The sequence below is a fragment of the Pedobacter terrae genome, from assembly GCF_900100705.1.
Taxonomy (GTDB): Bacteria; Bacteroidota; Bacteroidia; order Sphingobacteriales; family Sphingobacteriaceae; genus Pedobacter; species Pedobacter terrae.
Genome location: NZ_FNCH01000015.1, coordinates 1 through 15,934, shown reverse-complemented (window position 1 = coordinate 15,934; position 15,934 = coordinate 1). Strand labels below are relative to the sequence as shown.

Below are 15,934 nucleotides of genomic sequence, written 5' to 3'. Positions count from 1 at the left end.
ATGATGTTCGGATTATTTAAAAAGAAGAAGAAAATAGCACCCGAATTTAATTTTTCAGGTATTAAGACAGATATGCATTCCCATATTATTCCTGGGATTGATGATGGTGCAAAAGACCTTAAAGATGCATTGCTGCTTGCTAAAAAGTTTGAGGCCTTGGGTTATCAAAAACTGATTGCTACTCCTCACATCATGGCTGATTATTTCCGTAATACACCAGCTACCATTAACCGTGGATTGGATAGCTTAAGAAAAGGACTCGAAGAGCATGAAATCCATTTAAAAGTTGATGCTGCGGCTGAATATTATTTGGATGAAACGCTGGAAAAGAAAATCAGGCAGAAAGAGGTGTTAACCTTTGGGCAAAACTACCTGTTGTTCGAACTTTCTTATATCAACCCGCCTCAAAACCTTATTGATTTCATAAAAATAATACAAGATGCTGGTTACAAACCCGTTTTGGCTCATCCAGAAAGATATTCTTATTATCATAACACTTTCGAAAATTATCATCAAATTAGAGAAACAGGTTGTTTATTCCAGTTAAATTCTATTGCTTTAACAGGTTATTACGGTAAAGGTGCGAAAAGAGCAGCGGAAAGCATGGTAGACAAACGTCTGATCGATTTCCTCGGTAGTGATATGCATCATTTAAAACATGCTGCCGCGCTCGAAGATAGTCTCAATACGCCTTCAATGCAACAATTGCTTACACAACATCAGTTGAATAACATGTTGCTTTAATGTTCATTGGTTCATTTGGCATTAGTTCATTGGTTTTGCATCTTGCCAGTGTCGTTTTCGTCATCCTGAACTTGTTTCAGGATCTGTAACAGGGTAAATTTTGCGACTATCAGCAACCGGTGAACTATTGAACCAGGCTATTCATACCTTAACGCCTCTACAGGATCTAGCCTTGATGCTTTTTTTGCGGGATAATAGCCAGATAGAATGCCAACAAGTACACATAGTACAAAGCCGCCAATAATAAACAACCATGGAATTAAGAATGAACCACCCATAGCCAGGGAAATCAGATTTCCTAAAACAATTCCAAGGAAAATGCCAAATACCCCGCCTATTAAACAGATTACAACGGCTTCAATTAAAAACTGACGGCGGATTACTTTTGGATTAGCACCAATTGCTTTACGGATACCAATTTCGCGTGTACGTTCCGTAACTGAAACCAGCATGATATTCATTAAACCTATTGATGCTCCAATTAAAGTTATAATACCAATTGCAACACCGCCAATGGCCACAAAGGCCAGGTTTTCGAATAATGTTTGCGCAATGGCATCACTTTTAGTGATCTCGAAATTATTGGTTTCGTTTACTTTTACTTTGCGGATGTTTCTAAATAAGGCAGTAGATTCGCCAATAATGTTTTCCTGCATCTCATTACTAGGTACCATTACTGTAATGGTGTAAGATGGATTGGCATTGGCATTAATCTGCTTTGCTTTTAGCAGCGGCACATAAACAGCCCTGTCGCCACTAAAGCCCATACTCGATCCTTTTTTCTCTAATATGCCAACAATTTTAAACCGGTTATTGCCTACGTTAATCAACTTATCCAAAGGATCTGCATCTTTGAATAATTTTTCTACTACTTCGCCACCAACAATACAAACATTACTTCCCAACTGTATTTCAGAAACGCTAAAATTTCTTCCCTGCGAGAGATTTAAACCTTGAGCGCCCAAACCATTTTCGTCAATTCCCTGAACGTTAATATTTGGGTTGGTTTTTAAACTGCCATATTTTATAGTGGAGCCACTACTGGCAAAAACACTCACGGCAACAGTAGCCGGAGTATTTAAGCTATCTTTAAACTTAACGGCATCTTCGTAACGAATGGCTTTAAAAGGTTTTGGTCTTTTCCCATTCCCGATCCTGATTCCCGTGCCACGGTTCCTGATGGTGAATGAGTTGGCGCCCATACTACTAAAAGCATCTGTCATACTTTTTTTTACAGCATCAAGCGTAGTTAAAATCCCCACCAAAGCCATTAAACCAATGGCAATAATTAAGGCGGTAAGCATAGTGCGCAAGCGGTTCGCTTTAATGGATTCTAATGCCAGTCGGATGTTTTCTCTGTAATTCATTTATTGTAAGTATCAGGTCAAGTATTGAGTATCAAGTATGAAGATTAACCTTACACCCTATACCTTTTGCCTTAAACCGCTATGTGTAAAAATAAAAAAAGTCCCGATGTTTAGACAAGGGGACTGTACGATATGTTACAATAATATTTTATTTATGCCGAGAAACTCGTGCCACAGCCGCAAGTACTGGTTGCATTGGGGTTAACGAAAGTAAAACCACGTGAATTTAAACCATCCTGCCAGTCGATCATCATGCCCATTAAGTACATCTGGTGGGCTTTGTTCATGAAAACCTTAATGCCATCGATAAGAAATTCCTGGTCGCCATCTTTTTTCTGATCAAAGCCTAAAACGTAATTCATGCCGGCACAGCCTCCGCCTTCTACGCCAACGCGCAACCCGTAATCATCGCTAATCTCTTGCTGATCTTTTAATTTATATAACTCTTTAGCTGCTCCTTCAGAAAAAGTAACTGGTGCAAATGCTGTATCAACTGTTGTGCTCATGTTATTTAAATTTTATCTGTTACAAATATAAATAATAATGTACATTTTTGCTTTTAACAGTCAGTTAATATTACTGTACTTAAACAATACTTATGAATATACAACAGGTTTTAGCCGATATAATAATCTTATTTGCGGGCATTTTCATTGCGTTAGTGGCAGTTTATTATATCCTAAAGAATGATATCCAGCGTTTTTTTAACTTAAAAACCACTGAACTGAACAAAGAAAGCCGTGCACATATTTTGCCCTTACGCTTGCAGGCACATGAACGTTTAATTATATTTATTGACCGTATTAATCCGCCTAACTTACTTGTTCGTTTACATCAGCAAGGGATTGCAATCGCTACTTTACAAGCTGGGATTTTAAACGAAATCCGCTCAGAGTACCAACATAACATTACCCAACAATTGTATATAGACAGTGTGACCTGGGGAGTGGTAAGAAAGTTAAAAGATGATACTATTGCCATGGTGAATAATGCCGTACAAGGTTTACCGGCCGATGTAAATGGAATTGAACTGAGCAAGGCAATTTTGCAGCACATGGCCAGTATAGATGAAAATCCATACGATTTAACAATTGAGTTGATCAAGAAAGACATTCATAGGCTTTTTTAGGCGTGGTAAACTTTATAAATTGTTTAAATTAATTAGCAAATTATCAGGTATTAATTTGATTAACTTAGTTAACCAGTCTCATCAATGATGATATGAACATGGCAGGCTAATAAACCAATGCACTAATTATCTAACCAAATGAGCGAGAAAAAGCATACCACTACTTCAGGGATTGAAATTAAAGCCTTGTATACAGAAGCAAAGCCAATGGAAGAGCTACCCGGAGAATTTCCTTTTACCAGGGGAATTCAGAAAGATATGTATCGTGGGCGCTTGTGGACGATGCGGCAGTATGCCGGTTTTTCTACTGCTGAAGAATCAAACAAGCGTTATCATTATTTATTGGCTCAGGGAACAACCGGATTATCTGTTGCTTTTGATCTTCCAACGCAAATTGGTTACGACTCCGATCATGAAATGGCTGATGGAGAGGTAGGCAAGGTGGGCGTAGCTATCGATTCGTTAAAGGATATCGAAATTTTATTTGATGGTATCGAGCTGAAAAATATCACCACTTCGATGACGATCAATGCAACGGCCTCGATCTTATTGGCCATGTATATTGCGCTGGCCAAAAAGCAAGGTGCAGATTTAAAGCAGATTTCGGGTACCATACAAAACGATATCTTAAAAGAGTATGCAGCGAGAGGAACATACATTTATCCGCCAAAGCCATCTATGCGGTTAATTACCGATATTTTTGAATTTTGCAGTAAAGAAGTACCTAAGTGGAATACCATTTCCATTTCTGGCTACCATATTCGCGAAGCTGGGTCTACGGCTGTACAGGAACTTGCTTTTACACTGGCTAATGGCAAAACTTATCTAAAAGCGGCCTTAGACAAAGGTTTAGATATAAATATCTTTGCCAAACGTTTATCATTCTTCTTCAATTGCCATAATAATTTCTTTGAGGAAATAGCTAAATTCAGAGCTGCAAGGCGGATGTGGGCGAAAATTACCAAAGATTTGGGCGCAACAGATGAAAAGGCCCAGATGTTGAGGTTCCACACCCAAACAGGAGGTTCAACCTTAACCGCGCAACAGCCATTAAACAATGTAATCAGGGTTAGCAACCAAGCAATGGCTGCGGTTTTAGGTGGAACCCAGTCGCTGCATACCAATGGTTATGACGAAGCACTTTCACTTCCAACAGAATCTGCTGCTAAAATTGCTTTGCGTACCCAACAGATTATTGCGTTTGAAAGCGGGGTTACCGATACGGTAGACCCATTGGCTGGGTCGTTTTTTGTAGAAAGTTTAACAGATGAAGTAGAAGCTGCTGCCTGGGCTTATATCGATAGGATAGATGCCATGGGAGGATCAGTTAATGCCATTGAAAGCGACTATATGCAGAATGAAATTGCTGTTGCAGCTTATCAATATCAAAAAGAAATCGAAAGTGGCGAAAGAATCTCGATTGGGGTAAACAAGTTTACACAGGAGGAGGAAGGTTTAACTGAGGTATTCAATATAGATGATTCGATCCGCAAGCTGCAATCTGAAAAACTTGATCATTTAAAATCAACCCGCAACCAGTTAGCGGTTGAGCAAGCGCTGCAGCAATTGAGCGAAGCGGCCAAAGGCGAAGCCAACCTGATGCCCTTGATTATTGATGCCGTTGAAAAATATGCTACGCTTGGCGAAATTGCAGATGTATTTAGAAATACTTTTGGTGTTTATTAAATGAATAGTGAACCGCTTGTTTTTGTTGCTTAATAGCAAGTTTAAAACTAATGGTATTCAGATTCGATGACTGGCGATGAAACGATTTAAAGTTATTTTGGCTTACTTTAAAAATGTGGTTCGAAACTGTCGTAAAATTCATACAATAATCGCTTTTAGTGAAATGTTTTAAGCTGCGCTGTTGAATCGATATTAATTTATTAAAGTTATGGCTTTGATTCCCAGTTTATTTGAGATTTATAATGCTAAAACGGGTCGACCGATAGCTAGAATGGCTTAAATTTTGCTTTTAAAGCAGCAATTCGACGTGATGAACGAATATTGATGATGCATAACAATTAATGTGGATAACCAGTGTTAATAAATAGTTATCAACATAAAAAATTGAGGTTAAGCGGCCTACTATATTCCTTATCAGTAGGTTACGATTTATTTGAAATTTTTGTTTAAAATGTTGATAATTTTGTCAATATTCGTAGTCCCTAAACGGACCATCCCTTTAATTCGAATAGGCACTGTAAACCAATAAATTATAGAAATCGCAATGGAAAAAACTTGTACAGAAGTATGGAAGAACTGTCTTCAAATTATTAAGGATAATATTCCGGGCCAAAGTTTCAAAACTTGGTTCGAGCCAATAACGGCTCTTAAATTGGAAGGCAAGGTTTTAACCATACAGGTGCCAAGTTTGTTCTTTTACGAATGGCTTGAAGAACATTATGTGGGCTTGCTGCGCAAGACTGTAAAAAAACAACTTGGAGAGGATGGCAGGTTGGAATATAATATCGTTGTAGATAAATCATCTAACAGCGGTAATCCTTATACTACCAATATGCCCTCAAATGGAAATGGAGCGGAGGCAAAGGTACAATCGATGCCGATTCCGGTTTCCATTAATAAGGATATAAAAAACCCATTTATTATCCCTGGATTAAAAAAATTAAATGTTGATCCACAATTAAACGCTAACTATACTTTCGAAAATTATATTGAGGGAGATTGCAATCGCCTGGCACGTTCTGCAGGTTACGCTGTAGCGGCTAAACCAGGTGGTACGTCTTTTAACCCTTTAATGATTTACGGTGGAGTTGGTTTGGGTAAAACACACCTGGCGCAGGCAATCGGCAATGAGATTAAACGCAGCATGCCAGATAAATTGGTGATCTACGTAAGTTGTGAGAAATTCTGTCAGCAGTTTGTAGATTCCTTAAAAAACAACACCATTAACGACTTTGTTAATTTTTACCAGGCAATGGACGTAATCATCATGGATGATGTACACAACTTTGCAGGCAAAGAAAAAACACAGGATATTTTCTTCCACATTTTTAATCACTTACATCAATCGGGTAAACAGGTAATCTTAACATCTGATAAAGCACCGAAAGATTTAGCTGGTTTGGAAGAGCGTTTATTGAGCCGCTTTAAATGGGGCTTATCTGCCGATCTACAGATTCCCGATCTCGAAACACGTATTGCTATTTTAAGGAAGAAAATGTATGCAGATGGTATTGAGTTACCAGGCGAGGTAGTAGAGTATGTGGCGCATAACATTGATAATAATGTGCGTGAGTTAGAGGGCGCGATGGTATCTCTCTTAGCACAAGCTACTTTGAATAAAAAAGAAATCGATTTAGCCCTGGCTAAACAGATGTTGAAGAATTTTATCAAAAATACTTCAAAAGAAATTTCAATGGAATACATTCAGAAATTGGTTTGCGAGTATTTCGAGGTTCCTGTTGATATGGTGAAGTCGCAAACACGTAAGCGTGAAATTGTTCAGGCCCGTCAGATTTCAATGTACCTTTCTAAAAGCCATACTAAGTCATCATTAAAAACAATTGGTGCTTTCTTTGGCGGCCGCGATCATAGTACCGTAATTTATGCTTGTCAAACTGTAGAAGATTTAATCGATACCGATAAGAAGTTTAAAGCTTACGTACACGATATCCAGAAAAAACTAAAAATGAGTTAAGCTTTTACAGGCTTATTGCTCAATAAAAAAGCAGCCGGATGTTTAAAATCTGGCTGCTTTTTTTAACTGTAATTTTTGAGGTAGGAATAAGGGGCCTATCTCAGATTTTATTAACCTTTAGCTATTTCTTCGAGTCCGTAAAACAAAGCGGCAACATGTAATGCCTGGGCTATTTTATTTTCTTTAATCAATTGTTTTACTTCTTCAACAGTATATTCTTCAACATTTAAAATTTCATGTTCATCTAAATGCTGTTCATGGGTTTTGATGCCGCCTGTTAAGAAATAAGTGAAGGTTCTGTTATCTGAAGTTGCCGGATTAGGATAAAGTTCAGCAATAAGTTTGCAGGTTTTAAAACTGTAGCCGGTTTCTTCCAATAGCTCACGTTTCACCGCAAACTCCGGAGTTTCATCACCATCAATTACACCACCGGGAACCTCAAGCGAAACAATATCGGCTGCATGGCGGTACTGGCGTACCATAATTATTTTTCCAGCCTCCGTAAGTGCTATTGCATTAACCCAGTTTGGATACTCTAAAACGTAATAATCATCTTTGATCACGCCATCCGGAAGTTTCACTTCATCAACGCGCAAGGTAGCCCATTGTTCGCGTACTAAATATTTAGAGGCAAGTTTCTGCCACTTTTCTATAACCATTTAATTTATTTATGTTAATCGACTTTACTCCAAACTAAAAACTGCCAACCCCTAACTGATATACTGCTGTATTGTTTTCTGGCGGTGTAAGTTTACCAAATGTACAATCTTATGCTCATCAGACAAGTATTGATAAACTAAATTAAGTTTTGGCGCAATGATTTGGTTTCGCTCCTGGCTTACGCCTAACTCATAATACAGAAATTCGCTCAACGAATCGAGCTTTTCGGGAGGGAGGTTACTCTTAGTTAACCAATTTTCAAAAACCGAAAGATCTTCATTTTCAAGAATTTCTTTTGGCAATTGAAAACCACCTTCCATAGTTTCTTCAAAAAGTTGATTGGCCTCTGCCAGCTTACCTTCTAATTTGAGTCCCATAATGCGGGCCAAAACCTGGGCTAGTTTCTGTATTTCAGCTGTAATTAAATCTCTTCGGTACATGGATGTAAAGTTGAAATGTTGTTTTGTTGGAAAGTTGAAATGTTCTGTAACGTTCAAAACAAAGCCTTTTCCAATCTATGGACTATGGACTATGGACTATGGACTATGGACTATGGACTACTGTTACCAGCTTCCGCTGCTACCACCTCCGCCAAAGCTTCCTCCGCCAAAACCACCGAATCCACCGCCGCCTCCACCAGAAGAACCACCTCCCCAGCCACCACTGCTTCGGCCACCGCCACTTCCAAACAACATTGCCCAAAATAGTGCGTTAGATGCTCCACGTCCGCCAATTACTTCGCTTCCGCCTCCGCCACCTTTGCGCATGATGATGATAATCACAATCACAATAATAATAATGATGACGATGCTACCAGAACCACCTTTTTTAGACGAGGCTTTAGGGTTATCATTTTTATATTCGCCTCTGGTGTATTTTATAATTGATGTGGTAGCTTCATCCAGCCCTGCATAATAGTTCCCAGCTCTAAAATTGGGTTTAATATCGTTATCAATAATACGCTTGGCATAAATATCAGGTAATGCACCTTCTAAACCATAACCCGTTTGAATAGATATTTTTCGGTCGCCTACGGCCACAACGATCATAATGCCGTTGTTTTTTCCATTTTGGCCAACACCCCATTTTCTGCCCAGTTCTACGGCATATTCATTAATATCATAATCGCCTATAGATTTTAATATAGCAACGGCGATCTGAGTAGAAGATGAATCGTTAAAGGTTACGAGTTTATTTTCGAGCGACTGTTTCTGATCTGCCGATAATACATTTGCATAATCATTAACCAAAGTGTTTGGTTTTTCCGGGAAATCCTGCGCAAAAGCAAAAGCGAATAATAAACTGAATAATGATAAAAGGAATATTTTCTTCATCTCTTATTTATTTTCTAGCTTATCCATAAAAACAATATCGTTTGGTAATTCATTAATATCACCTTTTTGCGGAGGGAAAAACAAAGCTAACTTTTCTCCAGCCAATGCTACGCCTGCAATAATACCATCTGCCAGATTACCTTTTGCAAAATGTGCTGTCATGGCAATTTTTGTGGTTTCCCAAAAGTTGTCAGGTACCACCTGGTGAATGCCAACATCGCCTATAATAGCAAATTTATGGTCGGCATGTGCCAGATAGATCAGCACACCATTTCTTTTTGCAGTTTTATCCATATCCAGTTTAGCAAAATATTCGGTGGCCTTTTCATACGGATCTCCTGCGCAATGTTTATCAATAGCAATTCTAATTTCTCCAGAAGTTGCTCTTTCCGCATCGGAGATTGCATTTGCTATTCTTTCTTGTTCAATATCTGAAAATAATGGCATGTACTTATTTTTATATGAAATAAAAAGGGTAATAAATGTTCAGTTCATAAACATTCACTACCCTTATATGTTGTGTCGAATATTAAAATTCTACTTTAGGTGCGTCTTTTGCAGAAGCATCGGCCTCAAAATATCCTTTAGGTTTAAAGCCGAACATGCCAGCAGTTAAATTAGTAGGGAAAGATCTGATTTTACCATTATATTCCTGTACTGCATCATTAAAATCTTTGCGGGCAACAGTAATCCTGTTTTCGGTACTTTCCAATTGTGCCGATAAATCACTAAATTGTTGTGTAGCCCTTAGTTCAGGGTAATTTTCAGTGATTGATAATAATTTACCCAAAGCCTGACTTAATTGTCCTTGAGCAGCTTGGTATTTTTGGATATTCTCTGGCGTTAGTTCATCGGCTTTAACCGTCATCTGGGTAGCTTTTGCACGCGCTTCGGTTACAGCAGTCAAAGTACCCTGCTCAAATTTAGCTGCACCTTTTACGGTAGCTACCAGGTTCGGAATTAAATCGGCTCTTCTTTGATACTGGGTCTGCACGGTTCCCCATTTCGATTTAACGTTCTCATCCAATTTAACCATGCTGTTATAACCGCATGAACTTAAAGTGCTCACTGCAATAACTGCAGCTAAAAATCCAAATATTAATCTTTTCATTTTTATGGTTTTGTCTTTTTAATAGAATTGATTTATGGTCAATTTACGAATTAGATATCAAATTGCATGCCTTTGTTACACTTTCGGTATTTATCTGACAGGTTGACAAGTTATTTCCTGAATTTAATGAGATTATATTAATGTTTTTTTATTTTGGAGCGCGAGGTTCCCCACATTTTTAAGCGGATGTTCCTGCTCTCCGCTTTATCCCCATGAAAACCTGTGAAACAAGTAAGCATACCAAAATATTATATAGCTTGTTCCTAATCGGAATGCCCGCTCCGACTAGGGCTATCACATTAGGCCTGTAGCGCGGAAAACCGAAATAGTAGCAGAAAATAAACCCATCTAAACCCGATAGAACGGATGCCCCCGGCCTTTACCGGGGCAGGAGGTAGAGCGGGAAGAAACCGACCTATGGAATACTGAAACTGCTTTTCTGAAAAGGGAAAAATTACGCATTAATCAGCAAATAAATTTCAGATGCATTCTGGAAATTAATGAATATTCTTTCCAGATGTTTATCTTTGTGCCCATTCAGGATAAAAACCTGACTAGTTATGCAAAAAGACATCGAAATTACTTTACTTCCTGATCAGGTTGAGCAGACTGAAGTTATTAAACAGAAACTTGCCGAAGGTCTGAAAATTTCCGAAACAAGGATAAAAGGATACGAAATTCTGAAAAGATCGATCGATGCCCGTTCCAGAAAGGTTATTTTCCGTCTACAGGTAAAGGTTTTTGTAGATGAAGAAGCCGTTCCAGAAGTTTATCACATCAACTATCCCAATGTGAGCGGCGCTAAGCCTGTAATTATTATTGGTGCTGGTCCGGCGGGTTTGTTTGCAGCTTTGCAATGCATCGAAAATGGATTAAAACCCATTATTATCGAGAGAGGTAAAGACGTTAAACAGCGACGGAGAGATCTGGCTGCCATCAATAAACAAGGTTTGGTGAATATCGAATCTAATTATTGTTATGGCGAAGGTGGTGCCGGCACTTACTCTGATGGTAAACTATATACGCGTTCTAATAAACGTGGTGACATCAATAAAGTGTTGCAGGTTTTTATAAACCATGGGGCAGAAGCTGATATTGCGATCGATGCCCGTCCACATATAGGCACCAACAAACTTCCACATATCATTACTTCGATAAAAGATACGATCCTGAATGCCGGAGGTGAGGTGATGTTCGATAGCCGGATGACGGATATTTTGATCGAATTTGGAAAAGTAAAAGGCATTGAGATAAATTTTGAAGAGAAATTGTTAGCTGATGATATTATCTTGGCAACTGGTCACTCGGCAAGAGATGTGTACGAATTATTGAACAGTAAAAATATTCTGATCGAGGCAAAGCCATTTGCTTTAGGTGTACGGATTGAGCATCCTCAGGAAATTATTGATTCAGCTCAGTACCATTGTGATATCCGTTCTGAATTTTTACCACCGGCTTATTACAGTTTAGTTGAGCAGGTTGGTGCACGCGGCGTATTTTCTTTTTGTATGTGCCCCGGAGGTATAATTGCACCCTGTTCTACCGGCGAAAATGAAATAGTGGTTAACGGGTGGTCGCCATCTAAACGGAATAATCCTTTTGCCAATTCTGGAACTGTGGTTCAGGTGACGTTAAATGATGTTCAAGGTTATGATCCGTTGAGGATGTTAAATTTTCAGTCAGAAATTGAAAAAGCTGCTTTTGAGGCCGGTGGCGGAAATTTAGTAGCGCCTGCACAACGTATGGTCGATTTTGTGAACAATAAATTATCGATAGATTTACCAAAGAACTCCTATCTGCCTGGTACCAAAAGTTCTATGCTAGATAATATTTTACCCCATTTTGTATCAGATAGCTTGCGTGCAGCATTACCCTTATTTGGGAAAAAGATTAAAGGTTATTATACCAACGAAGCCATTTTGGTAGGGGTAGAAAGCAGAACGTCCTCTCCGGTCAGGATTCCGAGAGATAAAGAAACCTATCAACATCTTCAGGTAAATGGTTTATATCCCTGTGCAGAGGGAGCAGGTTATGCCGGTGGAATTGTTTCGGCAGCAATTGACGGAATTAACTGTGCAAATGCAATATTGAACGCATCTTAACAAACTTTATAGCGTGCCAATTGTTATTTCGGCATGTTTAATATTACGAACGAAATAAAAAAAGCTTTTAACGGAGATGCCTGGCATGGTAACCATGTAATGCAGACACTTAATAATGTTAATCCAGAAAGCGCATTTAGCCATTTTGTTCCCGGCGCGCATTCTATTGCAGAAATTGCCTTGCATTTAACCGCATGGACAGAAGAAGTTTCTTCCAGGTTGATTGGTAAACCAGCTGCTGAGCCAGAAAGGGGTGATTGGCCTGAACCTGAAGAGCGTACAGCCCAGGCTTGGGAACGCATTATTTTCGATTTTAAGCTTGCGAACGAAGAACTCATCCGCATTTGCGAAAGCTTAAAAGACAGCCAGTGGAACGAGGAAGTAAAAAATGAGCGTAATCCTGCCTTAGGCACGGGGGTAACCAACGCCGAGCTTTTAAGTGGTTTGGCACAGCACCACGCCTATCACTCCGGTCAGATTGCTTTATTATCTAAATTTTAATTTGTGTAATTTATTCGTCTGTATAATCTGATTATGAAAAAGACTTTAATTATTGGCGCATCGCCAGATCCATCCAGGTATGCATACAAGGCAGCTCATATGCTCAAGCGTTTCAATCATGACATTGTCAACGTTGGCATAAAACAGGGAGAAGTTGCAGGTATTGAAATCGAAAAGCCCGGAGAGATCCATCAGGATATAGATACGATTACTTTGTATATAGGTCCTGCTTTGCAGCCACAATATCATGATTATATTCTGGCTACTAAACCTAAAAGAGTAATCTTCAACCCCGGAACCGAAAATTACGAATTGGAGAAATTATTAGATATGAATGGTATCGAACCTGTTGAAGCCTGCACTTTAGTATTGCTGAGTACCGGACAATATTAAAATCTGTACACTACACCCCAATTTACGTAATCAGCCTGGGCAAAGTGCATATAAGTTTTTGCCTGTAAACCCAGGTGTGGGGTAATGTTAAAAGTTGGTCCAAATGTCCAGTACCAGGTCGCTTTATCCATGAATCTATTGTAATGGATGTATTTTCCAATTTGAGCTGCAACAGTTACTCTCCATAAGTTAATGTCGGCACCAATACTAATGCCTGTGCGCCATTTGTCATACGAAGTACCGTAGTTTTGAAAGGTATTAACATAATTATTGGGATCGAATGTGGTATAGTAATAAACTGCATCAACACCTGTCTTAAGCGACATTACATCATTCAGGTAAAAATTATAACCCGCATATATTCCGCTCTTGTATAAGCTTTTACTTCTATCATTAAATACCCCCCTCGCCCCCAAACCGGCACTAAGCTCAATCGAACTTCGCTGTAAAGTGGTATAGGTGCTTTTCCGCTCCTCTGTCAATGTTTTAGGGTTGTTGAGTTTAAGCCCGATATAAATATTCCCGGTATTTAGTCCGCCATTTGGAACAGTTGCCCCTCCGTTTGATACATGTAGGAAACCAAAACCCAACAGTAAATCAGTGTATTTGCTCATTGGTAGTTCCATACCTAAATCTGCTTTAATGGTTTCGTTAACCGGACTTCCCAAAAATCTGTTTTTAGTGTTATTATAATAATACTTGTTGGTGTAACCTAAGCCAACGCCAGGCGTAAAATTAAATTTGGCTTTTCCGATTTTAAACAACTGGAAGTCCATCTGTGCCACCAAGCCATACACCTGCCCAAAAGCATTGGCCGAAGTATCTTTTGTACCTTTAAGTTTGCTTAAATCTCTAAAAATGAAACCGATTCCGTAAGATTTAGCACCACTAAAGCCAATCCATTTATCGCTGTTCTGGCTAATATCTTTAAAATAAGCTGCATCAAAACCTGTAATCTGATCCTGAAACAGGTGTCCCTGATCGTTATTAATATGTGTCCCGAATATGGGCTTAAGAATAATAGAATGATTTTCAGGAGCAATTTGAGCCTTCGCAAATGAGCAGCCTGTAATAACGAAAATAAAAAGGAATAGTTGTTTTTTCATTAGTTTTTACTAAAACGGTAAGCGAGACTATAATAGGCATAACGGTAACCAGTGGCACTGTTTTTAACTTCGTTTGAAGTAAAGTTAGCAGTGTAATTGGCTGTCCAGCGTGCAATGGCGAAGGTTAAACCTACCTGTGTGGTAAAAACCATTGGCTTTGGCTTAAAGGTAATCGGCCCCTTATCATTCAAGAACAAACCGCCTTGTAGGCTAGAGTCATAAGCTATTGCATGCAGTTGCGGTGCAACCGAAAGGAAAAGTTCATATTTGCGTTTAGCATTATTTTTATGATGGTTGCTTACTAAGCTATTAAATGCAGCTGAACCATCCATTTCATTAAATTTTCCCAATCTGAGCAATGCGCCAACATTGGCTTTGGTTATCACATTCCCCACTGCAGCAGAAGTGGTTCCGGTAACATCAAATATTTCGTTAGGAGTGGCTAATAAGCGTTTATTGTATTCTATACCCAGATTCAAAGTGGGTTCGCTATTTAATCCATATTCCCAGCCAGCAATTTGATTCTGGCCAACCAGTTTATGGTAAGTTTTCTGGAATTCTTCGCCCAGGGCATCCTTACCAGTAAGGCCAATCTGTGCCGAAACCTTTAAAAGCTGTTTGTTTTGATAAAACCTGCTGTAATTAGCCTCACCATAAAGATAGGCGGTAAAAGGCCGGTCGTGCAAGGCAGGGTTGGGTGCATAACTATAATAAGGATTGTATATTTTCTGCCCCAGCTCAAAACCAATAACCTCTTTACTACGGCCGGTCTTCAGGTTTTCACCATTTAAAGCATGCCTGTATTTAATAAAAAAGCCATTGGTGTAATATTTATCGCTGGTAATATCAATGTAGGCATCATTCTCTGTAATAACTACGAGCTCATTTTTATAATTCTGAGCCTGGCCAAGCTTTGCAATAAAGATAAAGAGCAAAGGTAAGTATGTTTTAAGCGCAATTTTCATTGATAATAAGGCTGATTTATTAAGCGGTAAAAGTATTAATTATTGTTTAATATCCCCATAGTTGTATCAATCACTTATTTTAATGCTTTTTTTTCTAGCAAAGCAGGTTCAGTGCTACTATATAAGTATGTTCCCGCTATCCGCTCCAAATCCTCGGCTCGTTCCTCACCTGCGGGTTTTCCGCTGCTATCGCCCGCCTGCAACGGGCAGGGGTTTAGATGGCATGGGCGGTGCAAGGCACACTGTGATGGCGCCTAAAATATAAAAGAGCTTTAAAAACTTAATCTCCTTAATCCCTCAATGGTGGAAAAACGATCTGTTCCAAGCCGGATCGCCGTGTTAAACAGGCATCCTTCCAAAAAGTTTTGGTTCAGCCAAAAATATTTCCTGTTGAAAACCATTGACTTACGTTTAACCATACAGTATTTAATAAATTCCTTTTGCAGGGAAAGATATTTTTCCTACTTTTGCATCCCGCTCCGGAGGAGAGGGCAATAAACTGAAAAGGTGCAGTGGTGATTGGAAGAAGCAGGATTTATTTTAAAATAAATATTGCGGAAGCGGAAAAGATTGCTAGCTTTGCAGCCCGGTTCGGAAGGACGGAAAGCCGGTTTAATCTGGCATATTGAAATAAGGGTATCCAGAAAAAGAAGATTGAAAAATAAAATTTATTTTATTTGGAAGTTTAAAAAAGATGCTTACCTTTGCAACCCCAATGGAAACGAAGGGAAAACAAAAAATCAGAACGGCGGATGTCGGAAAGATCAACAAACAGGATTGAAACAGACGGAAACATGTTTAAGACGAACAAGACTTGAACAGACTGAAATCTGCAGATATATAAAGACGGGCCGCGAGGCA

General features: G+C 39.0%; 17 protein-coding genes. 8 read left to right on the top strand and 9 right to left on the bottom strand.

Annotated elements, in window-relative coordinates:
• Positions 1-744 (top strand): tyrosine-protein phosphatase, encoded by a 744-nt coding sequence (locus tag BLR60_RS17310; RefSeq protein WP_244155688.1) that lies wholly within the window; start codon positions 1-3, stop codon positions 742-744.
• Between the two features lie 137 nt (positions 745-881).
• Here the strand turns inward: BLR60_RS17310 and BLR60_RS17305 are convergent, their stop codons facing one another.
• Both BLR60_RS17305 and BLR60_RS17300 read right to left on the bottom strand, forming a co-directional pair.
• Positions 882-2,111: an ABC transporter permease gene (locus BLR60_RS17305; protein ID WP_090502097.1), complete on the bottom strand. Its 1,230-nt coding sequence runs from the start codon at positions 2,109-2,111 to the stop codon at positions 882-884.
• 152 nt (positions 2,112-2,263) lie between these two features.
• Positions 2,264-2,617, bottom strand: coding sequence for a HesB/IscA family protein (locus BLR60_RS17300; protein WP_090502095.1), 354 nt, complete (start codon positions 2,615-2,617; stop codon positions 2,264-2,266).
• Positions 2,618-2,709: 92 nt separating this feature from the next.
• On the opposite strand from BLR60_RS17300, the gene BLR60_RS17295 reads away from it, so the two are divergent.
• From BLR60_RS17295 to dnaA, 3 genes are all read left to right on the top strand, one after another.
• Entirely contained in the window at positions 2,710-3,240 is a 531-nt protein-coding gene (locus BLR60_RS17295) for a DUF7935 family protein (RefSeq protein WP_090502093.1), read from the top strand.
• Positions 3,241-3,378: 138 nt separating this feature from the next.
• The gene (locus BLR60_RS17290; RefSeq protein WP_090502091.1) at positions 3,379-4,926 is read left to right on the top strand and encodes an acyl-CoA mutase large subunit family protein; all 1,548 of its coding nucleotides are present in this window, start codon (positions 3,379-3,381) and stop codon (positions 4,924-4,926) included.
• 544 nt (positions 4,927-5,470) lie between these two features.
• Positions 5,471-6,901: a chromosomal replication initiator protein DnaA gene (dnaA, locus tag BLR60_RS17285; protein WP_090502090.1), complete on the top strand. Its 1,431-nt coding sequence runs from the start codon at positions 5,471-5,473 to the stop codon at positions 6,899-6,901.
• Positions 6,902-7,011: 110 nt separating this feature from the next.
• On the opposite strand, the gene BLR60_RS17280 is transcribed toward dnaA, so the two are convergent.
• The 5 genes from BLR60_RS17280 to BLR60_RS17260 form a co-directional block, all read right to left on the bottom strand.
• On the bottom strand, positions 7,012-7,560 hold the full coding sequence (locus BLR60_RS17280; protein ID WP_208600667.1) for an NUDIX hydrolase: 549 nt from the start codon (positions 7,558-7,560) through the stop codon (positions 7,012-7,014).
• A 51-nt stretch (positions 7,561-7,611) separates the two neighbouring features.
• Positions 7,612-8,001, bottom strand: a complete 390-nt coding sequence (locus BLR60_RS17275) for a hypothetical protein (protein ID WP_090502087.1) — start codon at positions 7,999-8,001, stop codon at positions 7,612-7,614.
• Between the two features lie 123 nt (positions 8,002-8,124).
• The gene (locus tag BLR60_RS17270) at positions 8,125-8,895 is read right to left on the bottom strand and encodes a TPM domain-containing protein (RefSeq protein WP_090502085.1); all 771 of its coding nucleotides are present in this window, start codon (positions 8,893-8,895) and stop codon (positions 8,125-8,127) included.
• A gap of 3 nt (positions 8,896-8,898) precedes the next feature.
• Positions 8,899-9,342: a TPM domain-containing protein gene (locus tag BLR60_RS17265; RefSeq protein ID WP_090502082.1), complete on the bottom strand. Its 444-nt coding sequence runs from the start codon at positions 9,340-9,342 to the stop codon at positions 8,899-8,901.
• Positions 9,343-9,424: 82 nt separating this feature from the next.
• A complete protein-coding gene (locus BLR60_RS17260; protein ID WP_090502080.1) occupies positions 9,425-10,006 on the bottom strand; it encodes a LemA family protein in 582 nt (193 codons plus the stop codon).
• A 560-nt stretch (positions 10,007-10,566) separates the two neighbouring features.
• On the opposite strand from BLR60_RS17260, the gene BLR60_RS17255 reads away from it, so the two are divergent.
• The 3 genes from BLR60_RS17255 to BLR60_RS17245 are packed head-to-tail and all read left to right on the top strand — an operon-like array spanning position 10,567 to position 13,002.
• Positions 10,567-12,108: an NAD(P)/FAD-dependent oxidoreductase gene (locus tag BLR60_RS17255; protein WP_090502078.1), complete on the top strand. Its 1,542-nt coding sequence runs from the start codon at positions 10,567-10,569 to the stop codon at positions 12,106-12,108.
• Positions 12,109-12,141: 33 nt separating this feature from the next.
• Positions 12,142-12,609 carry a DinB family protein gene (locus BLR60_RS17250; RefSeq protein WP_090502076.1) on the top strand — a complete coding sequence of 156 codons (468 nt, stop codon included), beginning with the start codon at positions 12,142-12,144 and terminating at the stop codon, positions 12,607-12,609.
• A gap of 33 nt (positions 12,610-12,642) precedes the next feature.
• Positions 12,643-13,002: a CoA-binding protein gene (locus tag BLR60_RS17245; RefSeq protein WP_090502074.1), complete on the top strand. Its 360-nt coding sequence runs from the start codon at positions 12,643-12,645 to the stop codon at positions 13,000-13,002.
• On the opposite strand, the gene BLR60_RS17240 is transcribed toward BLR60_RS17245, so the two are convergent.
• Both BLR60_RS17240 and BLR60_RS17235 read right to left on the bottom strand, forming a co-directional pair.
• The gene (locus tag BLR60_RS17240) at positions 12,999-14,108 is read right to left on the bottom strand and encodes an acyloxyacyl hydrolase (RefSeq protein WP_090502072.1); all 1,110 of its coding nucleotides are present in this window, start codon (positions 14,106-14,108) and stop codon (positions 12,999-13,001) included. The genes BLR60_RS17245 and BLR60_RS17240 overlap by 4 nt on opposite strands.
• Positions 14,108-15,073, bottom strand: coding sequence for a lipid A deacylase LpxR family protein (locus BLR60_RS17235; protein WP_090502071.1), 966 nt, complete (start codon positions 15,071-15,073; stop codon positions 14,108-14,110). The genes BLR60_RS17240 and BLR60_RS17235 overlap by 1 nt, the downstream gene beginning before the upstream one ends.
• Positions 15,074-15,727: 654 nt before the next feature.
• Here BLR60_RS17235 and BLR60_RS25105 point away from each other — a divergent pair.
• A partial coding sequence (locus BLR60_RS25105) for a hypothetical protein (protein WP_208600666.1) occupies positions 15,728-15,934 on the top strand: 207 nt, incomplete at its 3' end.